The organism is Pseudoalteromonas undina, assembly GCF_000238275.3.
In the GTDB taxonomy this organism is placed as follows: Bacteria; Pseudomonadota; Gammaproteobacteria; order Enterobacterales; family Alteromonadaceae; genus Pseudoalteromonas; species Pseudoalteromonas undina.
Window position 1 is genome coordinate 2,457,730 of the sequence record NZ_AHCF03000003.1, and the last position, 20,358, is coordinate 2,478,087.

At 42.4% G+C, this 20,358-nt stretch carries 16 protein-coding genes and 3 rRNA genes; all 19 read right to left on the reverse strand.

All coding sequences use genetic code 11. The features are described from left to right. Nucleotides 1–328 precede the first annotated feature (328 nt). A 5S ribosomal RNA gene (rrf, locus tag PUND_RS14955) occupies nt 329–443 on the reverse strand. Between the two features lie 135 nt (nt 444–578). Continuing rightward, a 23S ribosomal RNA gene (locus tag PUND_RS14960) occupies nt 579–3,463 on the reverse strand. 286 nt (nt 3,464–3,749) lie between these two features. Further along, nucleotides 3,750–5,285, reverse strand: a 16S ribosomal RNA gene (locus tag PUND_RS14965). The 16S, 23S and 5S rRNA genes sit together here, the layout of an rRNA operon. Before the next feature lie 624 nt (nt 5,286–5,909). Further along, complete coding sequence (locus PUND_RS14970) at nt 5,910–7,694, reverse strand: choice-of-anchor I family protein (RefSeq protein WP_010392678.1); 1,785 nt, start codon at nt 7,692–7,694, stop codon at nt 5,910–5,912. A 157-nt stretch (nt 7,695–7,851) separates the two neighbouring features. Continuing rightward, nucleotides 7,852–8,457 (reverse strand): DUF1240 domain-containing protein, encoded by a 606-nt coding sequence (locus tag PUND_RS14975; RefSeq protein WP_010392679.1) that lies wholly within the window; start codon nt 8,455–8,457, stop codon nt 7,852–7,854. A gap of 124 nt (nt 8,458–8,581) precedes the next feature. Then, nucleotides 8,582–8,878: a hypothetical protein gene (locus PUND_RS14980; protein WP_010392682.1), complete on the reverse strand. Its 297-nt coding sequence runs from the start codon at nt 8,876–8,878 to the stop codon at nt 8,582–8,584. A 295-nt stretch (nt 8,879–9,173) separates the two neighbouring features. Next, a complete protein-coding gene (locus PUND_RS14985; RefSeq protein ID WP_010392685.1) occupies nt 9,174–9,668 on the reverse strand; it encodes a hypothetical protein in 495 nt (164 codons plus the stop codon). 127 nt (nt 9,669–9,795) lie between these two features. Then, nucleotides 9,796–10,155, reverse strand: a complete 360-nt coding sequence (locus tag PUND_RS14990; RefSeq protein WP_084601838.1) for a DUF1240 domain-containing protein — start codon at nt 10,153–10,155, stop codon at nt 9,796–9,798. Nucleotides 10,156–10,671: 516 nt separating this feature from the next. Beyond that, entirely contained in the window at nt 10,672–12,030 is a 1,359-nt protein-coding gene (gene glmU, locus PUND_RS14995; protein WP_010392690.1) for a bifunctional UDP-N-acetylglucosamine diphosphorylase/glucosamine-1-phosphate N-acetyltransferase GlmU, read from the reverse strand. Nucleotides 12,031–12,327: 297 nt separating this feature from the next. Next, nucleotides 12,328–12,750 carry a F0F1 ATP synthase subunit epsilon gene (locus tag PUND_RS15000; RefSeq protein WP_008112140.1) on the reverse strand — a complete coding sequence of 141 codons (423 nt, stop codon included), beginning with the start codon at nt 12,748–12,750 and terminating at the stop codon, nt 12,328–12,330. A 13-nt stretch (nt 12,751–12,763) separates the two neighbouring features. Then, on the reverse strand, nt 12,764–14,149 hold the full coding sequence (gene atpD / locus PUND_RS15005) for a F0F1 ATP synthase subunit beta (RefSeq protein ID WP_008112138.1): 1,386 nt from the start codon (nt 14,147–14,149) through the stop codon (nt 12,764–12,766). A 33-nt stretch (nt 14,150–14,182) separates the two neighbouring features. Then, the gene (atpG, locus tag PUND_RS15010; protein ID WP_008112136.1) at nt 14,183–15,043 is read right to left on the reverse strand and encodes a F0F1 ATP synthase subunit gamma; all 861 of its coding nucleotides are present in this window, start codon (nt 15,041–15,043) and stop codon (nt 14,183–14,185) included. 59 nt (nt 15,044–15,102) lie between these two features. Further along, nucleotides 15,103–16,644, reverse strand: coding sequence for a F0F1 ATP synthase subunit alpha (gene atpA / locus PUND_RS15015; protein ID WP_008112134.1), 1,542 nt, complete (start codon nt 16,642–16,644; stop codon nt 15,103–15,105). A 14-nt stretch (nt 16,645–16,658) separates the two neighbouring features. After that, nucleotides 16,659–17,192, reverse strand: a complete 534-nt coding sequence (atpH, locus tag PUND_RS15020) for a F0F1 ATP synthase subunit delta (protein WP_010392694.1) — start codon at nt 17,190–17,192, stop codon at nt 16,659–16,661. Between the two features lie 16 nt (nt 17,193–17,208). Next, nucleotides 17,209–17,679, reverse strand: a complete 471-nt coding sequence (gene atpF / locus PUND_RS15025) for a F0F1 ATP synthase subunit B (protein ID WP_008112130.1) — start codon at nt 17,677–17,679, stop codon at nt 17,209–17,211. Nucleotides 17,680–17,720: 41 nt separating this feature from the next. Beyond that, nucleotides 17,721–17,963, reverse strand: a complete 243-nt coding sequence (atpE, locus tag PUND_RS15030; RefSeq protein ID WP_008112128.1) for a F0F1 ATP synthase subunit C — start codon at nt 17,961–17,963, stop codon at nt 17,721–17,723. A 58-nt stretch (nt 17,964–18,021) separates the two neighbouring features. Continuing rightward, on the reverse strand, nt 18,022–18,879 hold the full coding sequence (atpB, locus tag PUND_RS15035; RefSeq protein ID WP_008112123.1) for a F0F1 ATP synthase subunit A: 858 nt from the start codon (nt 18,877–18,879) through the stop codon (nt 18,022–18,024). A gap of 15 nt (nt 18,880–18,894) precedes the next feature. Further along, nucleotides 18,895–19,275, reverse strand: a complete 381-nt coding sequence (locus PUND_RS15040) for an ATP synthase subunit I (RefSeq protein ID WP_008112121.1) — start codon at nt 19,273–19,275, stop codon at nt 18,895–18,897. A gap of 142 nt (nt 19,276–19,417) precedes the next feature. After that, a complete protein-coding gene (locus PUND_RS15045; protein WP_008112119.1) occupies nt 19,418–20,344 on the reverse strand; it encodes a ParB/RepB/Spo0J family partition protein in 927 nt (308 codons plus the stop codon). Between the last annotated feature and the right edge of the window lie 14 nt (nt 20,345–20,358).

A 20,358-nucleotide genomic window follows, 5' to 3' on the forward strand; every position in this document is an offset into this window, starting at 1 on the left:
TTTTCACAGCCTAAGACCCTCTAGCTATTTCACTTCCCTGCAGATACAAGAAAGCCCGACTCGAAAGAGTCAGGCTTTTTTGTATTTGGAGCCATTGTGCGCTACGCAGTAGGATGACCTACTTTCATACACTTGATGTTCTTTAATGGAGATGCACTTAGCTCTAGACTGGTCGTGGCGTTCTTTTATCCGTGGGGTTCTAGATACTCAACCACGCTACGATGGTCAGGTTAACGCTGTGCAGCTGATAGCTGACGGCTAATACTTTCACTTTCCTGCATACGTAAAAAAGCCCGACTCTTTCGAATCGGGCTTTCTCTTATTTGGAGCCTGGTAATGTCCTACTTTCACATAACAAATGCTACACTATCATCGGCGCTGTTTCGTTTCACTACTGAGTTCGGCATGGGGTCAGGTGGGTCCAAAACGCTATTGTCACCAAGCAAATTTGGTGTCAGTCCGTATCGCTACGTACTAACTAAAATTTGGAATTCTGATAATAAAGTCTTCTAGTATCTACTTTAGTCTATTAACTTCTTCGCTTGTTTCACTATCACATAAAACGCGTTTGGCGTTGTATGGTTAAGCCTCACGGGTAATTAGTACAAGTTAGCTTAATGGCTCACACCACTTCCACATCTTGCCTATCAACGTTGTAGTCTTCAACGGCCCTTCAGAGACTTTAAAAGTCTAGTGAGAACTCATCTCGAGGCCTGCTTCGCGCTTAGATGCTTTCAGCGCTTATCAGTTCCGAACGTAGCTACCGGGCAATGCCATTGGCATGACAACCCGAACACCAGCGGTTCGTTCACTCCGGTCCTCTCGTACTAGGAGCAACCCCTCTCAATTCTCAAACGCCCACGGCAGATAGGGACCGAACTGTCTCACGACGTTCTAAACCCAGCTCGCGTACCACTTTAAATGGCGAACAGCCATACCCTTGGGACCGACTTCAGCCCCAGGATGTGATGAGCCGACATCGAGGTGCCAAACACCGCCGTCGATATGAACTCTTGGGCGGTATCAGCCTGTTATCCCCGGAGTACCTTTTATCCGTTGAGCGATGGCCCTTCCATTCAGAACCACCGGATCACTATGACCTACTTTCGTACCTGCTCGACGTGTCTGTCTCGCAGTTAAGCTGGCTTCTACCATTACACTAACCGTACGATGTCCGACCGTACTTAGCCAACCTTCGTGCTCCTCCGTTACTCTTTGGGAGGAGACCGCCCCAGTCAAACTACCCACCAGGCACTGTCCGTAACCCCGATTCAGGGGCCAACGTTAGAACATCAAAACTACAAGGGTGGTATTTCAAGGACGACTCCAACAAAACTAGCGTCTCATCTTCAAAGTCTCCCACCTATCCTACACATGTAGGTTCAATGTTCAGTGCCAAGCTGTAGTAAAGGTTCACGGGGTCTTTCCGTCTAGCCGCGGGTACACAGCATCTTCACTGCGATTTCAATTTCACTGAGTCTCGGGTGGAGACAGCGTGGCCATGGTTACACCATTCGTGCAGGTCGGAACTTACCCGACAAGGAATTTCGCTACCTTAGGACCGTTATAGTTACGGCCGCCGTTTACCGGGGCTTCGATCAAGAGCTTCTCCGAAGATAACCCCATCAATTAACCTTCCGGCACCGGGCAGGTGTCACACCGTATACGTCATCTTGCGATTTTGCACAGTGCTGTGTTTTTAATAAACAGTCCCAGCCACCTGGTCACTGCGGCTCCAATCAGCTTAGAGAGCAAGTCTCATCACCAATCGGAGCGTACCTTCTCCCGAAGTTACGGTACGATTTTGCCTAGTTCCTTCACCCGAGTTCTCTCAAGCGCCTTAGTATTCTCTACCTGACCACCTGTGTCGGTTTGGGGTACGATTCGGTATAATCTGAAGCTTAGAGGCTTTTCCTGGAAGTATGGCATCAGCAACTTCATCACCGTAGTGACTCGTCTCGTGTCTCAGCCTAACAGCAACCCGGATTTACCTAAGTCGCTAGCCTACACACTTTCACATGGACTACCATCGCCATGCTTGCTTAGCCTGCTCCGTCCCCCCATCGCAATTATACCAAGTACGGAAATATTAATCCGTTTCCCATCGACTACGCCTTTCGGCCTCGCCTTAGGGGTCGACTTACCCTACCCTGATTAACATGGGATAGGAACCCTTGGTCTTCCGGCGTGCGGGTTTTTCACCCGCATTATCGTTACTCATGTCAGCATTCGCACTTCTGATACGTCCAGCATACCTCCCGGTACACCTTCAACCGCTTACAGAACGCTCCCCTACCACTCAGAATAAATTCTGAATCCGCAGCTTCGGTGCATAGTTTAGCCCCGTTACATCTTCCGCGCAGACCGACTCGACCAGTGAGCTATTACGCTTTCTTTAAAGGATGGCTGCTTCTAAGCCAACCTCCTGGCTGTCTGGGCCTTTCCACATCGTTTCCCACTTAACTATGACTTTGGGACCTTAGCTGGCGGTCTGGGTTGTTTCCCTCTTCACGACGGACGTTAGCACCCGCCGTGTGTCTCCCGGATATTACTTTACGGTATTCGGAGTTTGCAAAGGGTTGGTAAGTCGGGATGACCCCCTAGCCTTAACAGTGCTCTACCCCCGTAAGTATTCGTCCGAGGCTCTACCTAAATAGATTTCGGGGAGAACCAGCTATCTCCCGGTTTGATTAGCCTTTCACTCCTAACCACAGGTCATCCCCTAACTTTTCAACGTTAGTGGGTTCGGTCCTCCAGTTGATGTTACTCAACCTTCAACCTGCCCATGGCTAGATCACCGGGTTTCGGGTCTATACCTTGCAACTATTCGCCCAGTTAAGACTCGGTTTCCCTACGGCTACCCTAATCGGTTAACCTCGCTACAAAATATAAGTCGCTGACCCATTATACAAAAGGTACGCAGTCACCCTCGAAGGGCTCCTACTGCTTGTACGTACACGGTTTCAGGTTCTATTTCACTCCCCTCACAGGGGTTCTTTTCGCCTTTCCCTCACGGTACTGGTTCACTATCGGTCAGTTGGGAGTATTTAGCCTTAGATGATGGTCCACCTATATTCAGTCAAAGTTTCACGTGCTCCGACCTACTCGATTTCACTTAAAATGCGTTTTCATGTACGGGACTATCACCCTGTATCGTGGCACTTTCCAGAGCCTTCCATTAACACATAATAAGCTTAAGGGCTGTTCCGATTTCGCTCGCCGCTACTATCGGAATCTCGGTTGATTTCTTTTCCTACGGGTACTTAGATGTTTCAGTTCTCCGCGTTCGCCTCGTTAACCTATGTATTCAGTTAACGATACCTGCAAGCAGGTGGGTTTCCCCATTCGGAAATCCTAGTCTCAAGTGCTTTTTACTAGCTTGACTAGGCTTATCGCAAGTTAATACGTCCTTCATCGCCTCCAACTGCCAAGGCATCCACCGTGTACGCTTAGTCACTTAACCATACAACCCAAACGGGTCTTTGTTTCGTGACAGTTTAACTTCGCCAGAAGTTAATATTGAATACTAAAGTAGATACCAATTAATCCGAAGATTAAATGGCACTGAATGATACTGCTATCATTCTTTTTTACTTTTGAAAACTCTGTACAAATACAATGTATTCATACGAATTTTATTATCAGCTTTTCCAAATTTTTAAAGAGCATATTAATTAGTTAACCCAAAGGGTAAAACTAACTAACAATCATCTGTGTGGACACTACGAACAAATAAGTTCTAAATCGTATAAGGAGGTGATCCAGCCCCAGGTTCCCCTAGGGCTACCTTGTTACGACTTCACCCCAGTCATGAATCACTCCGTGGTAAACGTCCTCCCGAGGGTTAGACTATCTACTTCTGGAGCAACCCACTCCCATGGTGTGACGGGCGGTGTGTACAAGGCCCGGGAACGTATTCACCGCGTCATTCTGATACGCGATTACTAGCGATTCCGACTTCATGGAGTCGAGTTGCAGACTCCAATCCGGACTACGACGCACTTTAAGTGATTCGCTTACCTTCGCAGGTTCGCAGCACTCTGTATGCGCCATTGTAGCACGTGTGTAGCCCTACACGTAAGGGCCATGATGACTTGACGTCGTCCCCACCTTCCTCCGGTTTATCACCGGCAGTCTCCTTAGAGTTCTCAGCATTACCTGCTAGCAACTAAGGATAGGGGTTGCGCTCGTTGCGGGACTTAACCCAACATCTCACAACACGAGCTGACGACAGCCATGCAGCACCTGTATCAGAGTTCCCGAAGGCACCAAACCATCTCTGGTAAGTTCTCTGTATGTCAAGTGTAGGTAAGGTTCTTCGCGTTGCATCGAATTAAACCACATGCTCCACCGCTTGTGCGGGCCCCCGTCAATTCATTTGAGTTTTAACCTTGCGGCCGTACTCCCCAGGCGGTCTACTTAATGCGTTAGCTTTGAAAAACAGAACCGAGATTCCGAGCTTCTAGTAGACATCGTTTACGGCGTGGACTACCAGGGTATCTAATCCTGTTTGCTCCCCACGCTTTCGTACATGAGCGTCAGTGTTGACCCAGGTGGCTGCCTTCGCCATCGGTATTCCTTCAGATCTCTACGCATTTCACCGCTACACCTGAAATTCTACCACCCTCTATCACACTCTAGTTTGCCAGTTCGAAATGCAGTTCCCAGGTTGAGCCCGGGGCTTTCACATCTCGCTTAACAAACCGCCTGCGTACGCTTTACGCCCAGTAATTCCGATTAACGCTCGCACCCTCCGTATTACCGCGGCTGCTGGCACGGAGTTAGCCGGTGCTTCTTCTGTCAGTAACGTCACAGCTAGCAGGTATTAACTACTAACCTTTCCTCCTGACTGAAAGTGCTTTACAACCCGAAGGCCTTCTTCACACACGCGGCATGGCTGCATCAGGCTTGCGCCCATTGTGCAATATTCCCCACTGCTGCCTCCCGTAGGAGTCTGGGCCGTGTCTCAGTCCCAGTGTGGCTGATCATCCTCTCAAACCAGCTAGGGATCGTCGCCTTGGTGAGCCATTACCTCACCAACTAGCTAATCCCACTTGGGCCAATCTAAAGGCGAGAGCCGAAGCCCCCTTTGGTCCGTAGACATTATGCGGTATTAGCAGTCGTTTCCAACTGTTGTCCCCCACCTCAAGGCATGTTCCCAAGCATTACTCACCCGTCCGCCGCTCGTCAGCAAAGTAGCAAGCTACTTTCTGTTACCGCTCGACTTGCATGTGTTAGGCCTGCCGCCAGCGTTCAATCTGAGCCATGATCAAACTCCTTCAATTAAAAAGTTTTATGTCTTTCGACAGCTCAATGAATTCTGAATTTATTTAATATCTTTCGATATTGAATTGACTGTGCTGCAATTCTTTTGCTTAAGTAAAACATAAGTAAGTTATTGCTGTTGGTCACTCAGTTTCAATTGAGACTCTAAATTTGTTTGCCTCACTACCTAAGTAGTTTGGCTGTTAGAACTCAATCTGTACGAGTGCCCACACAGATGATTGCTTTATATTGTTAAAGAACGTTGCGATTAAAGCGTTAAACTTTATCTCGCTAGGGCTGCGCATATTACGCTTTCCTATTTTTTTGTCAACACTTAATTTTCAGTTTCTTTTAAAAGATTTGAAAGCTAAGTTTTACTCGACTCACTTACCGTTTGTTCAGCGCTTTTCATTGCTGCCTGCCGGGTCAGTGGATGCGCATTATAGGGATATTCTGGAGAGGGTCAATGCTTTATTTCAGTTTTATTAAATTAATTTCAATTTAGTACAGTAACCATACAAACAAAGGGCTGCAGAGCTGTTTTTGATTAAAATTCATTCACACAAGGCATGATCGCAAGAGGGGGAGGAAGTAAAAGCGATTTATAGATAACTGCTAATCGCTTTTACATAACACTTTATTAATTACTGAGTTGCTATTTCCCATACGGCAATTGAGCCTGAGATTTCATTACCTACTATAAGCAGTGCTTCGTTTGTTGCACTTTGCGCTGCAGGAACAAACGTCATTCCTTCAGGAGCGAGATCGCCACTTATATCTGCACTTGGTTCTAAACCACGATTATAGAAGTAGTCTTGAAATTTCACATCGTAAGGGTTGGTTATATCAAACACCATTATTGTGCCCATACGCTCTAAGCCAACAAAAGCAAACAACCTATCGCCAACTTTACCTAATGTTAGCGCTTCGGGTTCTGCCCCTTTATCATCTGAGCGTGTATCGCCTTTGTTTTCATCTTCGTTGTTATTAAACGCGTTACCATGAACAGAAGCGGTTACTCGTGCAATTTGATCGCCTGAGTCAAACACCACCAGCCCATTGCTATCCCAAATGGTAAATGAGCGTGCGCCATAGGCATAAAGAGATTCGTATTGGCCATCGTTATTTTTATCACCTTTTACTGTTGTAACTTTCAAACGGCCAATGTCGTTATCATCGTTATTTAAGTAATCGAAGTTAGCTGCGAGAGCTAGATCTTCTACGCGGCTTTCATCTATATATGCCAAACACCCATCTTTAGCGTCATAATCAAGGCCGCCCTTAGCTATACAATCAGCTTCATCGCTGGCATCAAAAAAGTATTCGCGTGCATCACCCTCATTGGCAGATACAATAAAGTTTGCTCCTTTCCAACTAAAACTTGCAATTGTATCTGGCTGATACATGCCATATAAACCAGGGTATGATTTAAAGTTAACACCGCCGTCTTTGTCTGAAGCGTCAAATTGTAAGTTTGACCAATCTTTAAAACCGAGTCCTTTTAGCTCAAGGGAATTATCTTCAAGGTTGATGATGGCTAGAGCGTTATTTTCTTGAATAGAGACATAAGCGTATTTATTATCCTTGGAAATGCTCACATATTCTGGCTCTAAATCCATCGCAACCGTGGTATTTATTAAATTACCATTAATAGTACGTCCAGTAGGATTGGCAAACACTAAGCCCTGCACTTCTAATTCTGCTTGCTTATTATTGTAAGCTTGAAAGTTTATGCTCAAAGCGGTATCGGCAATAGTGCCGTTATTGATATCGATAATGCTAATTGTGCCTTCGGGGTCGATACTGTAGTCGCCATTAGGTTCACCTTCATTAGCAACCACTACTTTTGCACCATCATGGCTAAATGTCACCATGTCGGGTAGGGCACCTACAGTTACATTTTTAATAAATACTGGTGTATCTCCGCCAATATTGTAAAACGCTATTTGGCCAGCTTCGCCCACGTTTGTAGCAGCCATTGCTACCGCTAATAATTGGTTATTTGCATCGATAGCTATGCTGTTTGCATCACCAGGCGTATTTTCATTTAGTGAGAGCGTAATGGCAGAGGCTAAGTTGGTCGCGGTTACAATACCTTCGTTATCTTTTACTAATGCTGCAGTGTCGAACGTATCGGCAGGAATGATATTCACAACTGCCTCATCGCCAGAGCTATTAATGGCATAAATCCACTTTTTAGAGGCTTGGTAGGCGACTATTTCAGCTGCACCCTCTGGGCTTTGTGCATTGAGTACTGCGCGGCCAATAAGATTGATATTTAAAGCTGAATTTGCATTAGTGCCGTTTTCACCATTACTACCCGCTGTACCTTGTACACCCTGTACGCCATCTTGGCCGTCATCACCATCAAGTGAGCAGCCAGTTAATAGTGATAGCAAAGAAAAGGCTATTATTGATTTGTTTAACATTATTGTTTTCCTTAGTGTTGTATTTGTTAAATATCAACACACAGGGATGACAACAGTATGGCATTTTTATTTATAGAATATTTAGACAATAAAAAAGCGAGTTATAAAACTCGCTTTAATAGGGCTTGGCCTGTTACTCATTAAAACGGACTGGCCGCTACATATTATTTATATAATCATCGCGCATTTTTCGAGTTATTTTTATAAACTCTTTTAACTCATCAACGGAAGGTTCAATACCTTGTTGGTTTTTCTGTTCAAACCAATCGGTAATATCACTGATTATGACGGAACCACCCTGTAGGCATAATTCATCATTTTTTAGCCAAACATCGGGACCTCTTAATGATGGACTGGTATACCAATTACAAAAGCTATATCCCTCGAGTGTTAATTTAGACTCAATATAAAAACTATTAGCAATAGATAAAATTATATATAAAGGTATTGCGCGCAGCATAAGCTTTACCATTAACCTTATTGTTTTTTCATTGCGGAAGTTCAATACTTTTTGTAAACCTGCAATTGTCATTAAAACAGGAAATGGAGCCATTACTATTATCGGAGCCAACAAGCCGCTTTCTCGAATATAATAAAGCGACTCATCAAAATAAACATTTTCAACAAACCCATAATAAGAGAAATAAAATAAAGCAATTGTAAATAATATAAAAGCAAACAGGCCTATCACAACAGTTAATTTATGCTCGAAGCTTTGTTCTGTAAAACGTTCCTCGGATTTTTTCCATTCTAAAATAGACATTGTTTATAGCTCATTTTTATTAGGGTGAAATTTACCTCTGGAAGCCAGAAGAATCCTTTTATAAAATTATTTAGCTTATCTGGTTATTTTAAATAAAAATGACAGCAGCAATTTTGAGTTAATTTTAACGATTATACTCTGCTCTAGTTTCTTGTATAAAAACTTCAAGTTCATTAAGTGTTGGCTCAATTCTTTTTTCATTATGCATTTCAAACCAATCATAAATATCACTAGTGATTACAGAGCCATTTTGTAAGCATAACTCATCGTTTTTCAACCAAACATCAGGGGCAATAACTGAAGGAGCTGTATACCAATTACAAAAAGAATAACCTTTATCTTCTAATGTTGATTCTACAAAATAATTAAAAGGAATAACCCCAAGAGCCATAAAAAAACAACTCAAAATTCCACTTTTCATGGTCAACCTCATGGACAATTTAAAACTAAAATTAAGTAAAAATTGAAATGTCGCGATCAGAAAATAAAACCAGAAAGGAAGAAAAGAAACCAGCAAAATTCTTCCACTGCTTTCTTTAAGAAAAAAAGAGGTACTGCCATCATCTAAAAAAAGTAACCGAAACTCAGAGTAAAATGTAGTTGTTACTAGATAGATACCCCCTAAAATCAAAAAAACAGGAATATCTTAGAAAGCCTCTCCTTGTTTCGTGCCTCTTGGAAATTCAACTCCAAAGGCTTCCACTCTAAAAGTTTCATTATTTGTAAGTCTTAGTAAAGTTTAAAATTGGCACACCAAAAATTCCCTTTATAAAATCGACTGGACTATCTTTATAGTCTTTCTCTAATTTTTGTATTTGATTTCTAATTCTAACCTTACCTGCTTGAATGTTTTCTTCACAAATATGCAAATGTTGGGTTAAGTAATCGACATAAACAGTTGTATCACGAAAAACCCACGCAAATAAAAAACCAACAGCAACAATAATTATCAATGGAGCTATTGCAGAACCAGTAATCAATGAACCTCCTAATGCAATTACTCCTGAACTAATTCCAATAGCAACCCCAACAACAGCAACTCCAGCAACTCCAGCAACTAAGTCATACCATGTTTTTTGGTCATTTAAAACCTGGTCGATTGCATGAAATGTCACTGAAATAATTAAACTAACAACGAAGCCGGTTTTCATCGCTTTGGCTGCTTTGAGCTTACCCACCCCTATAGTGAAAAGCTTAGGGTTACTAGCCAAATAACGGGTACCTTTAAGGTAAGCGCGTATTCTAGGATAAGAGTCAATTATGACTGTGGGTAGCCATTGCAAAATTTTGGCTGTAGACATCTCGAACATATAGCCGAATTATTAGGTCTGCTTTATTTTATCTACCAAGTTCCATTCTTGTCTTTTTAATAAAAGCCTCTAATTCATTTAGAGTCGGTTCAGTTCCTTGCTCATTATGCATTTCAAACCAACCATAAATATCACTAGTGATTACAGAGCCATTTTGTAAGCATAACTTATCGTTTTTCAACCAAACATCAGGAGAGCGAAATGAAGGTTTTGTATACCAATTACAATAAGTATAGCCATTGCTTTTTATATATGACTCTACATACAAGTTGAAAGGGATTACTAGCAAAAGAAATAAAGGTAATGCAATAAACAACCCTTTAACAAAGCCTGTCATTAAGTATTCAGATTTATAATTTAATAACTTCTGAATAGAAGCTAAAAAAATAAAGAAAAAGGGAAAAGGAAAAAAAGTAAAAGAACCTTTCCACTTTTTTCTTTAATAAAAGAACTAGACCCAACAGCTTCCAGTAAACTAATTTCTGAGATGACGGTATAAATTAGAGCAAAGCAAAGAATGCAAATTACGATAGACCCTAACAAATTTATACATAATTCTTTAAAAGCGAGGTTTCTGCCACTCTTACTTGCTTTTTCCCATTTAAATATTTTCATAATATTTTTATGCTCGGAACCCCAAATAATGCACCGAATACTCCATAAGGGTCTTCACTCAGTGCTTTATTAAAGCTTATAAATAATGAATAGACTATTACCTGACAAGATACTTTTTAACTGACTTTGGCGTTGTCTTTCAACGATTGCCCAATGAGCATAAGCTGACATGTTACACTTCCTTGAGTTATATTTTAATGTGCTATTGAATAATCTAATTAAGATATATAGACAATAAAAAAGCGAGTTATGAAACTCGCTTTAAATATTTAATAAGTAATAGTCATTACTATTTTTTAACTGGGCGCTTCCAACCATCTAAATTACGTTGCTTGCCACGTGCTACGGCTAGCTGATCATCCGCTACGGCATTGGTAATAACAGAGCCTGCACCAACGGTTGCTGTAGCACCAATATTTACAGGAGCAACCAGTGACGAGTTAGACCCTATAAAGGCATTATCGCCAATAATGGTTTTTGCTTTATTCACGCCATCGTAGTTACAGGTAATTGTGCCTGCGCCAATATTCACTTTCTCGCCAATTTCAGCATCACCTAAGTAACTTAAGTGGTTTGCTTTAGAACCTTTGCCTAAACGGGTTTTTTTCATTTCGACAAAGTTACCAATGTGCGAGTCTTCTTCCATTACTGCACCAGGGCGAAGGCGGGCGTATGGACCGAGTGTACATTTAGCCGCAACTGATGCATCTTCAATTAGTGTATTAGCTTTAATAATAACATTATCGCCGATGCTACAGTTTTTAAGTACGCAGTTAGGACCAATTTGTACGTTATTACCTAAGGTTACTGTACCTTCAAAAATAACGTTGATATCGATGAGGACATCTTCACCTGTTTTAACGTCGCCACGTACGTCAATACGTGCAGGGTCAGCAAGGGTGGCCCCATTTAGCATGAGTTCTTCTGCTTGCCATGCTTGGTAAGCACGCTCTAATCCTGCAAGTTGTACGCGGTTATTTGCACCTTCAACTTCCATTGGGTGATCAGGCTGTGCTGATGTAATTTCTACGCCTTCACTATGCGCCATAGCAACTATATCTGTTAGGTAGTATTCACCTTGGGCATTATTGTTGGATAAATTACCTAACCAGCTTTTTAAAAGCTTACCATTAACCGCCATAATGCCGGTGTTTACTTCGTTAATAAGTAACTGCTCTGCATTGGCATCTTTTTGCTCAACAATACCCACTAGCTTGCCATCAACACGTAGCATACGCCCATAACCATTTGGGTTTGCTAAATTAACGGTTAATACTGCTAAGCCATTTTTAGGTGTCGCTGCTAATAAGCGTTCAAGTGTAGATTGCTTTGTTAAAGGTACGTCACCGTATAAAACCAGTACGGTGTCGTCGTCATTTATATGTGGGTTAGCTTGTGCCACTGCATGGCCTGTACCTAGCTGTTCAGCTTGCAGCACCCAGTTTACGTTATTATCGGCTAATTGTTGTTGTAATAGTTCGCCGCCGTGACCATAAACTAAGTTAGTCGATGTAGCACCTAGCGCATTGGCATTATCGATAACATGTTGCACCATAGGTTTACCTGCCACTTTATGCAGTACCTTAGGGAGAGCAGAGCGCATACGGGTACCTTTACCCGCTGCAAGAATAACCGTTGTTAGAGCCATTAAAACAATTTCCTTTTTCCGTTGTTTTAGCTTAATAGAATAAGTGTGCTGCAAAGTAGATTACGTAAGTCACATCATGTGCAAATACTCAGTAGGCTAAGCAATGACTACTGAATCTTAACTTAAGCAAAGTAACACCTAATAGAATAGGGTTATTGTAGCGAGGATCTTGCGTAGATATAAGTAATAATGAAGAGATATTAGCCATAACGATTAATTTATTTACAAATAGCGACAGGATTTATCATCAGGCACAAAAAAGCCCACATAAAGTGGGCTTTTAAAAACCAGATAGGCTTACTTTTTACGTAATTGCTGAATAACGCGCAGCTGAGCAATTGCTTCAGCTAGTTGCATTGCGGCTTGATTGTAATCAAGCTCAGCAGATGCACCTTTTGCCATTTGGGCTTCAGCGTCACGTTTAGCTTGCTCTGCAGCTTTCTCGTCCAGGTCTTCACCACGAACAGCTGTATCAGCAAGTACGGTTACTATGTTCGGTTGAACTTCTAGTGTACCGCCAGCAATATAGATGAGTTCTTCTTCACCAAATTGCTTAACTAAACGTACCATACCAGGTTTAAGGGCAGTTAGTAGTGGGGCGTGACCGGCATTAACACCTAACTCACCTTCACTACCAGATACTTGAATAGATTCTACTAAACCAGAAAATAATTTCTCTTCAGCACTTACTACATCAAGATGTACAGTCATAGCTGCCATACTACCCTCCTAATTACATGCTTTTGGCTTTTTCTTGAGCTTCTTCAATAGAGCCAACCATGTAGAACGCTTGCTCTGGCATATCATCAAACTCACCGTTTAAGATACCTTTGAAGCCTGCAATTGTGTCTTTAAGTGAAACGTATTTACCTGGCGCACCTGTAAATACCTCTGCCACGAAGAATGGCTGAGATAGGAAACGCTGGATTTTACGTGCACGAGATACAAGTTGCTTATCTTCGTCAGAAAGCTCGTCCATACCTAGAATCGCGATGATGTCTTTAAGTTCTTTGTAACGCTGAAGAACTGTTTGAACGCCGCGCGCTATACCGTAATGCTCTTCACCGATTACTTGTGGATCAAGCTGACGTGAAGATGAATCAAGAGGGTCTACCGCTGGGTAGATACCTAGTGATGCGATATCACGTGAAAGTACCACTGTTGCATCTAAGTGAGCAAACGTTGTTGCTGGAGATGGATCCGTTAAATCATCCGCAGGTACGTATACCGCTTGGATTGAAGTAATTGAACCAGTCTTAGTAGATGCGATACGCTCTTGAAGTACACCCATTTCTTCAGCAAGTGTAGGCTGGTAACCTACCGCTGATGGCATACGACCAAGAAGTGCTGATACTTCTGTACCCGCAAGTGTGTAACGGTAGATGTTATCTACGAAGAAAAGTACGTCGCGACCTTCGTCACGGAACTTCTCAGCCATAGTAAGACCTGTTAACGCTACGCGTAAACGGTTACCCGGTGGCTCGTTCATCTGACCGTATACAAGCGATACTTTATCAAGTACGTTTGAATCGTTCATTTCATGGTAGAAATCGTTACCCTCACGAGTACGCTCACCAACACCTGCGAATACTGAGTAGCCGCTGTGCTCGATTGCGATGTTACGGATAAGTTCCATCATGTTTACGGTTTTACCAACACCGGCACCACCGAATAAACCAACTTTACCACCTTTAGCGAATGGACATACAAGGTCGATTACCTTGATACCCGTTTCTAAAAGTTCAACTGAGCTTGATTGCTCTTCGTAAGTAGGTGCTGCACGGTGGATAGACATACGCTCGTCTTCACCGATTGGACCTGCTTCATCAATTGGCTCACCAAGTACGTTCATGATACGACCTAGGGTCTTAGTACCAACTGGAACTTGAATTGCTTCGCCTGTGTTTTCTACTGAAGCACCACGACGTAAACCGTCTGTAGTACCTAGTGCGATAGTACGTACCACACCGCCACCTAGCTGCTGTTGAACTTCTAAAGTCAAACCAGCTAAATCGCCATCTGTTACTTTTAGCGCGTCATATACGGCTGGCACGCTGTCTTGTGGAAATTCGATATCCACAACGGCGCCGATAATTTGGACGACCTTACCTAAACTCATGTCTATTCCTCTCGTTAATCTTTGCCTGAAGCATTAAACTGCTGCTGAACCAGAACAAATCTCACTAATTTCTTGTGTGATTGCTGCTTGGCGAGCTTTGTTATATACAAGCTGTAACTCATCCATAAGGTCACCGGCATTATCAGTTGCAGCTTTCATTGCAACCATGCGGGCAGCCTGTTCAGAGGCAGCGTTTTCAACTACACCTTGGTATACTTGAGATTCAATGAAACGTACTAACAAAGACTCTAAAATAGCCTCTGGGTTTGGTTCATATAAGTAATCCCACGCATGTGTAGATACTTCTTCTTCAGCTTTTGGCAAAGGGAGTAACTGATCTACTATTGGCTCTTGCTTCATGGTATTAACAAAGTTGTTATATACCAGGAATAAACGGTCAATTTTACCTTCAGAGAATGCATCTAGCATTATTTTTACCGGACCAATTACGTCCTGTACTGAAGGCTTATCTCCAAGACCTGCTTTTTTAGCAAGTACTTGACCACCAAAACGTTGAAAGAAGCCAGCTGCTTTACTACCTAAAGTAGCAAAATCAGCATCTACGCCTTTCTCTTTCCACGCTTTAATGTCTAATGCAACTTTCTTAAACTCATTTGAGTTTAAGCCGCCACATAGACCACGGTCAGTAGAGATAACAATATAACCAACTCGTTTTACTTCACGTTCTTCTAAGAACGGGTGAGTAAAATCAAGATTTGCTTGAGCAACACGACCAATCACTTTACGTAATTTTTCAGCGTATGGACGGCTTGAAGCCACTCGTTCTTGCGCCTTTTTCATTTTAGACGCAGCAACCATTTCCATTGCGCTAGTGATCTTTTGAGTATTTTTAATACTGCCGATCTTGCTTTTAATCTCTTTTCCGCTGGCCATGACTCTCTCTCCGAATCAAGGTGTGCTTTAGGATATAAAGCACACCATTAATAACTAAATTACCAAGTTTGCGTAGACTTGCACTTCTCTAGAAGTTCTTTAAGCTGCGCTTCGATCTCGGCGTTGTAGTTACCAGTTTCATTGATTTGAGCCATAAGCTCTGCGTATGTGCTATTTGCGAAAGAAAGTAATGCCGCTTCGAAATCCATGATTTTAGAGATTTCGATGTCTTGCAAGTAACCTTTCTCAGCTGCGAATAACGACAAAGACATTTCAGCAACAGACATTGGCGCGTACTGTTTCTGCTTCATTAGCTCTGTTACACGCTCACCATGCTCAAGTTGAGCACGAGTAGCATCATCAAGGTCAGACGCGAACTGCGAGAACGCAGCTAATTCACGGTACTGAGCTAGGGCTAGACGGATACCGCCACCTAGTTTCTTAACGATTTTAGTTTGTGCAGCACCACCAACACGCGATACCGAGATACCAGCATTTACTGCCGGACGGATACCTGAGTTGAATAAGTCAGTTTCTAAGAAGATCTGACCATCGGTGATAGAGATAACGTTTGTCGGTACGAACGCAGAAACGTCGCCGCCTTGAGTTTCAATGATAGGCAATGCCGTCAATGAACCTGTTTTACCTTTCACTTCACCATTAGTGAACTTTTCTACGTAATCAGTGTTTACACGTGATGCACGCTCTAAAAGACGCGAGTGAAGGTAGAATACGTCACCTGGGTATGCTTCACGGCCTGGTGGACGCTTAAGTAGCAATGAGATTTGACGGTAAGCAACAGCTTGCTTAGATAAATCATCATATACGATTAATGCGTTTTCACCACGGTCACGGAAGTATTCACCCATAGTACAGCCCGAGAACGGTGCTAAGTACTGAAGTGCCGCAGATTCAGAAGCAGATGCTACAACTACGATAGTATTTGCAAGTGCACCGTGCTCTTCTAATTTACGTACTACGTTAGCAATAGTAGATGCTTTTTGACCAACCGCTACGTACACACACTTAACGCCTGTGTCTTTTTGGTTGATGATTGCATCGATTGCTAGTGCAGTTTTACCTGTTTGGCGGTCACCGATAACAAGCTCACGCTGACCACGACCAACTGGAATCATCGCATCGATAGATTTGTAACCAGTTTGTACTGGCTCATCTACTGATTGACGCTCGATTACACCTGGTGCAATTTTTTCTACAGGTTCAAAACCGTCGTTATCTAAAGCGCCTTTACCATCGATAGGAGCACCTAGCGTGTTTACAACACGACCAAGTAGACCCGCACCAACAGGAACTTCTAAGATACGACCAGTAGTGTATACTTTTACGCCTTCTGTAAGGTCAGCGTAAGGACCCATTACTACTGCACCAATTGAGTCACGCTCAAGGTTTAGTGCGATAGCATAACGGTTGCCAGGAAGCTCAATCATCTCACCTTGCATACAGTCAGCTAGACCGTGGATGCGAATGATACCGTCAGTAACAGATACAATTGTACCTTCGTTACGAGCTTCACTTACAACTTCGAACTTCTCAATACGTTGTTTGATCAGATCTGAAATTTCAGTGGAATTAAGTTGCATGCTCTTTTTCCCAATTACGATTGTAGTGTTGTGGCTAAGCGATTTAATTTACCGCGTAAAGAGCCGTCAATTACAGTGTCGCCTGCCTTAATAATAAGGCCGCCAACTACTGTAGCGTCTTCACTACAATTCAGCTTAACTTTGCGTGCGAAACGTTTTTCAAGTGCCGCTACCAATGATTCTTGCTGGGTTGCAGCAAGAGGTGTTGCCGAAATCACATCAATATCGATTTCTTTTTCATAGTCTGCTTTTAAAGCAGAAAATAAATGAGCAACTTCAGGTAGTGCAATCAAACGTCCATTTTCAGCCATCACCTTAACTAGGTTCTGACCTTGTTCGTTGAGCTGCTCACCACATAAGTTAATAAATAACTCAGCTTGTGCAGTAGCAGTAGGCAATCCAGCTAAAATGGTAGATGCCTGTTCATTGCTGGCAACGTGGCCAGCAAAGAACAACATGTCATTCCAGCTTTCAATAGCGCCTTTTTCAACGGCAAGTTCAAAAGCCGCTTTAGCGTATGGGCGAGCGATAGTAGTCAATTCAGACATGCTCATACCCTCCTAATTACAGCTCAGCGACAAGTTTTTCAACGATGTCACTATGTGCGGCTTGATTGATTTCGCGCTCTAAAATTCTTTCTGCGCCAACCACTGCCAGAGTTGCTACTTGCTTACGTAGCTCTTCTGTCACACGGTTACGCTCTGATTCAATTTCAGAGTGCCCTTGAGCAATAATTTTTTCACGCTCTTGCTGACCACGAACAGTTTCTTCGTCAACAATTAGCACGGCACGCTTTTTAGCTTGATCAATGATATCAGCCGCTTGAGCCTTTGCATCTTTAAGCTGTTCTGCAGCTTTCTGTTGCGCTAGTTCTAAGTCTTTCTCGGCTCTATCAGAGGCAGCTAAACCATCTTCGATTTTCTTCTGGCGAGCTTCAATTGCACCGTTTAGTGGTGGCCATACGTATTTCATACAAAATAATACGAACACCGTAAACGCAATTAATTCACCGATAAGAGTGGCGTTTAAGTTCACAACCGCTCCTCCTTAAATAGTAAGCTGTTCAAAAAATAAAATTAAAGTACGAACAACAATACCATCGCGATACCAACACCAATCATTGCTACAGCATCGATTAGACCAGCAAGGATAAACATTTTAACTTGTAGCGATGGTGCTAGCTCAGGTTGACGTGCACATGCTTCAAGGAATTTACCGCCCATGTTACCAAAACCGATTGCTGTGCCGATTGCACCGAAACCGATAAGTAAAGCTACTGCGATGTATTTTAAGCCGTTTAATAATTCTAAAGCTTCCATTTATTTCTCCAAAGTTTCAATTGTATTAAAAGTAAAAGTAAAATTGTAAATATAGTAATTAGTGATTATCTGAACTTGCCATGCTTAGGTATACGATTGTAAGCATCATGAATACGAATGCTTGCAATACGATTACTAAGATATGGAATACAGCCCACACAAAGTGCAACGGTAGTTGCATTAAACCTACAGCACCTATAAGGATGAAGATTAACTCACCTGCATATAAGTTACCGAACAAACGCAGAGCCAGTGAAAACGGCTTAGAAACCAATGCGATAAGCTCTAGTAATAGGTTGAATGGAATTAAAAGAATCTGCATAGCTGTATTGTTTGAACTAAACGGGTGAAGTGTTAGTTCTTTAATAAAACCGCCGATACCTTTGATTTTAATTGAGTAACCAATCATTAGAATGAACACGCCCAGCGCAAGTGCAGCTGTCATGTTGATATCTGTAGTTGGTACAATTTTCATGTATACGTCGTGTGAATCCATACCGAATGCAGTTTCGCCAACAAAGCCAGCAAATGCAGGTAGGAAGTCAACTGGGATTAAATCCATTAAGTTCATTAAGAATATCCAAACGAATATTGTTAATGCTAATGGTGCAATTAGCTTACTTTTACCGTGGAAGGTATCGCGTACGTTGTCGCCAACGAACTCAACAACCATTTCAATGAAACATTGAAGTTTTCCAGGTACACCCAGAGTTGATTTTTTTGCGGCACTACGGAAGATCCATAAAAATATTAGACCTAGTCCGATAGACCATGCGAGGGTATCTATATGCCATGTCCAGAAGCCACTATCCGTACATGCTTTATTGAAGGCAAGACCGGCGTCGGTCGAGCACATCTTAGCATTGGTTAAGTGGTGCTGAATATGGCTAGATAGAGTAACTTCTTCTGCAGCCATGTTATATCCCAAAAGTTAATGTTTAAAAAAAACGGGTGTAAACAATCCTGTAAACAACACCAACACATAAGCACAAAAGAAAGGTAGCAGTACTACCGGATAAAGCTTTAGCATTAGTGCAAACAAAACGATTGTTAGCATAAATTTTAATCCGTTGCCGCGTTTTAACGAGGCATACGCTTGATTTGCTCGACTTGCACCCATATATCTGAATGCATAAAGCGCAAATACAAAGTTAGGAAGTACTGCGACTGCGCCACCAGCTAGAGCTGAAAGTGCGGCATTGGTTTCCCAACCTATAAAAATTATTAGTGCAGCTAAAAGGGCTACAAATCCCTGAAGGCAAATTAATTTTAATGCGGCAAGCCTATACGGGCTCGCTAACTTATTAGTCACTTTTAATTAACCTTTATGACGCTCTAATTGTCAGGGTATGAAAACTGGCGAAATTATACTTAATCCTGCCAGTTTTGCAACTTGAGTAGGTGCTTTGTAACACAAAATCGCTGTAAATGTCCCTTTTTAGACATCCAATGAATTAATGGTGGGAATAGTCTTGATTGATACGGTTTAAAATACCGTCTAACTCGTCAAGATTAGTGTAAGAAATAACCAACTTCCCTTTGCCTTTTTTGTTGTAATTTATTTCTACCTTTGCCCCTAGGTTATCAGCAAGCTGCTGCTCTAACTGTTTAACATCTGGGTCTTTTTCTATTACTTCTTTTGCTGGAGCTGGCTCTAAAATAGAGCGTACTAGTTTTTCTGTTTCGCGAACGGTCAATGCCTTTGCAACAGCTAAACGGGCTGCATCTGATTGCACTTCACCTTCAAGTGCTAACAGGCAACGTGCGTGGCCCATTTCAATGTCACCATGCTCTAACAAAATTTTTACATCATTATTTAGATTATTTAAGCGTAATAAGTTAGTCACGGTCGTACGTGATTTACCAACGGCATCAGCCACTTGTTGATGCGTTAACTCAAACTCATTAAGCAACCGATTAAGTGCAATCGCTTCTTCCATAGCGTTTAAGTCTTCACGCTGAATATTTTCAATCAGAGCAATAGCAACGGCAGCTTCATCAGGTACGTCTTTAATAATACAGGGTACAAACTCAAGCTTAGCTATTTGCGCAGCACGCCAACGACGTTCACCAGCAATAATCTCGTAGCTGTTATGCGCAACAGGGCGCACAACGATAGGTTGAATAATTCCTTGTGAGCGTATCGAACTGGCGAGTTCTTCGAGTGCCTCTTCAGACATGTCTTTACGAGGTTGGTACTTACCTGAGTGTAAAAGCTCGATCGGTAGTTTTTGTAATTCACTGTTACTAGGCTGCGCTGCATTTTCAACTGCGCTGGTTACGTTAGCATTGTCCTGTTCCTTGCCTTCGCTTGGTGCAGGTTTAGATGAACTTAAAAGCGCATCGAGTCCTCGGCCTAAACCTCGTTTTTTAGCAGACATGTTATTTTTTTACC

Excerpts from the sequence above, each read along its gene's own strand:
- PUND_RS14980 (WP_010392682.1), bottom strand. The coding sequence starts at position 8,878 with ATGAAAAGTGGAATTTTGAGTTGTTTTTTTATGGCTCTTGGGGTTATT.
- PUND_RS15000 (WP_008112140.1), bottom strand. The coding sequence starts at position 12,750 with ATGGCAGCTATGACTGTACATCTTGATGTAGTAAGTGCTGAAGAGAAA.
- atpG (WP_008112136.1), bottom strand. The coding sequence starts at position 15,043 with ATGGCCAGCGGAAAAGAGATTAAAAGCAAGATCGGCAGTATTAAAAAT.
- glmU (WP_010392690.1), bottom strand. The coding sequence starts at position 12,030 with ATGGCTCTAACAACGGTTATTCTTGCAGCGGGTAAAGGTACCCGTATG.
- atpA (WP_008112134.1), bottom strand. The coding sequence starts at position 16,644 with ATGCAACTTAATTCCACTGAAATTTCAGATCTGATCAAACAACGTATT.
- PUND_RS14975 (WP_010392679.1), bottom strand. The coding sequence starts at position 8,457 with ATGTCTATTTTAGAATGGAAAAAATCCGAGGAACGTTTTACAGAACAA.
- atpH (WP_010392694.1), bottom strand. The coding sequence starts at position 17,192 with ATGTCTGAATTGACTACTATCGCTCGCCCATACGCTAAAGCGGCTTTT.
- PUND_RS15045 (WP_008112119.1), bottom strand. The coding sequence starts at position 20,344 with ATGTCTGCTAAAAAACGAGGTTTAGGCCGAGGACTCGATGCGCTTTTA.
- atpD (WP_008112138.1), bottom strand. The coding sequence starts at position 14,149 with ATGAGTTTAGGTAAGGTCGTCCAAATTATCGGCGCCGTTGTGGATATC.
- atpB (WP_008112123.1), bottom strand. The coding sequence starts at position 18,879 with ATGGCTGCAGAAGAAGTTACTCTATCTAGCCATATTCAGCACCACTTA.
- PUND_RS14970 (WP_010392678.1), bottom strand. The coding sequence starts at position 7,694 with ATGTTAAACAAATCAATAATAGCCTTTTCTTTGCTATCACTATTAACT.
- atpE (WP_008112128.1), bottom strand. The coding sequence starts at position 17,963 with ATGGAAGCTTTAGAATTATTAAACGGCTTAAAATACATCGCAGTAGCT.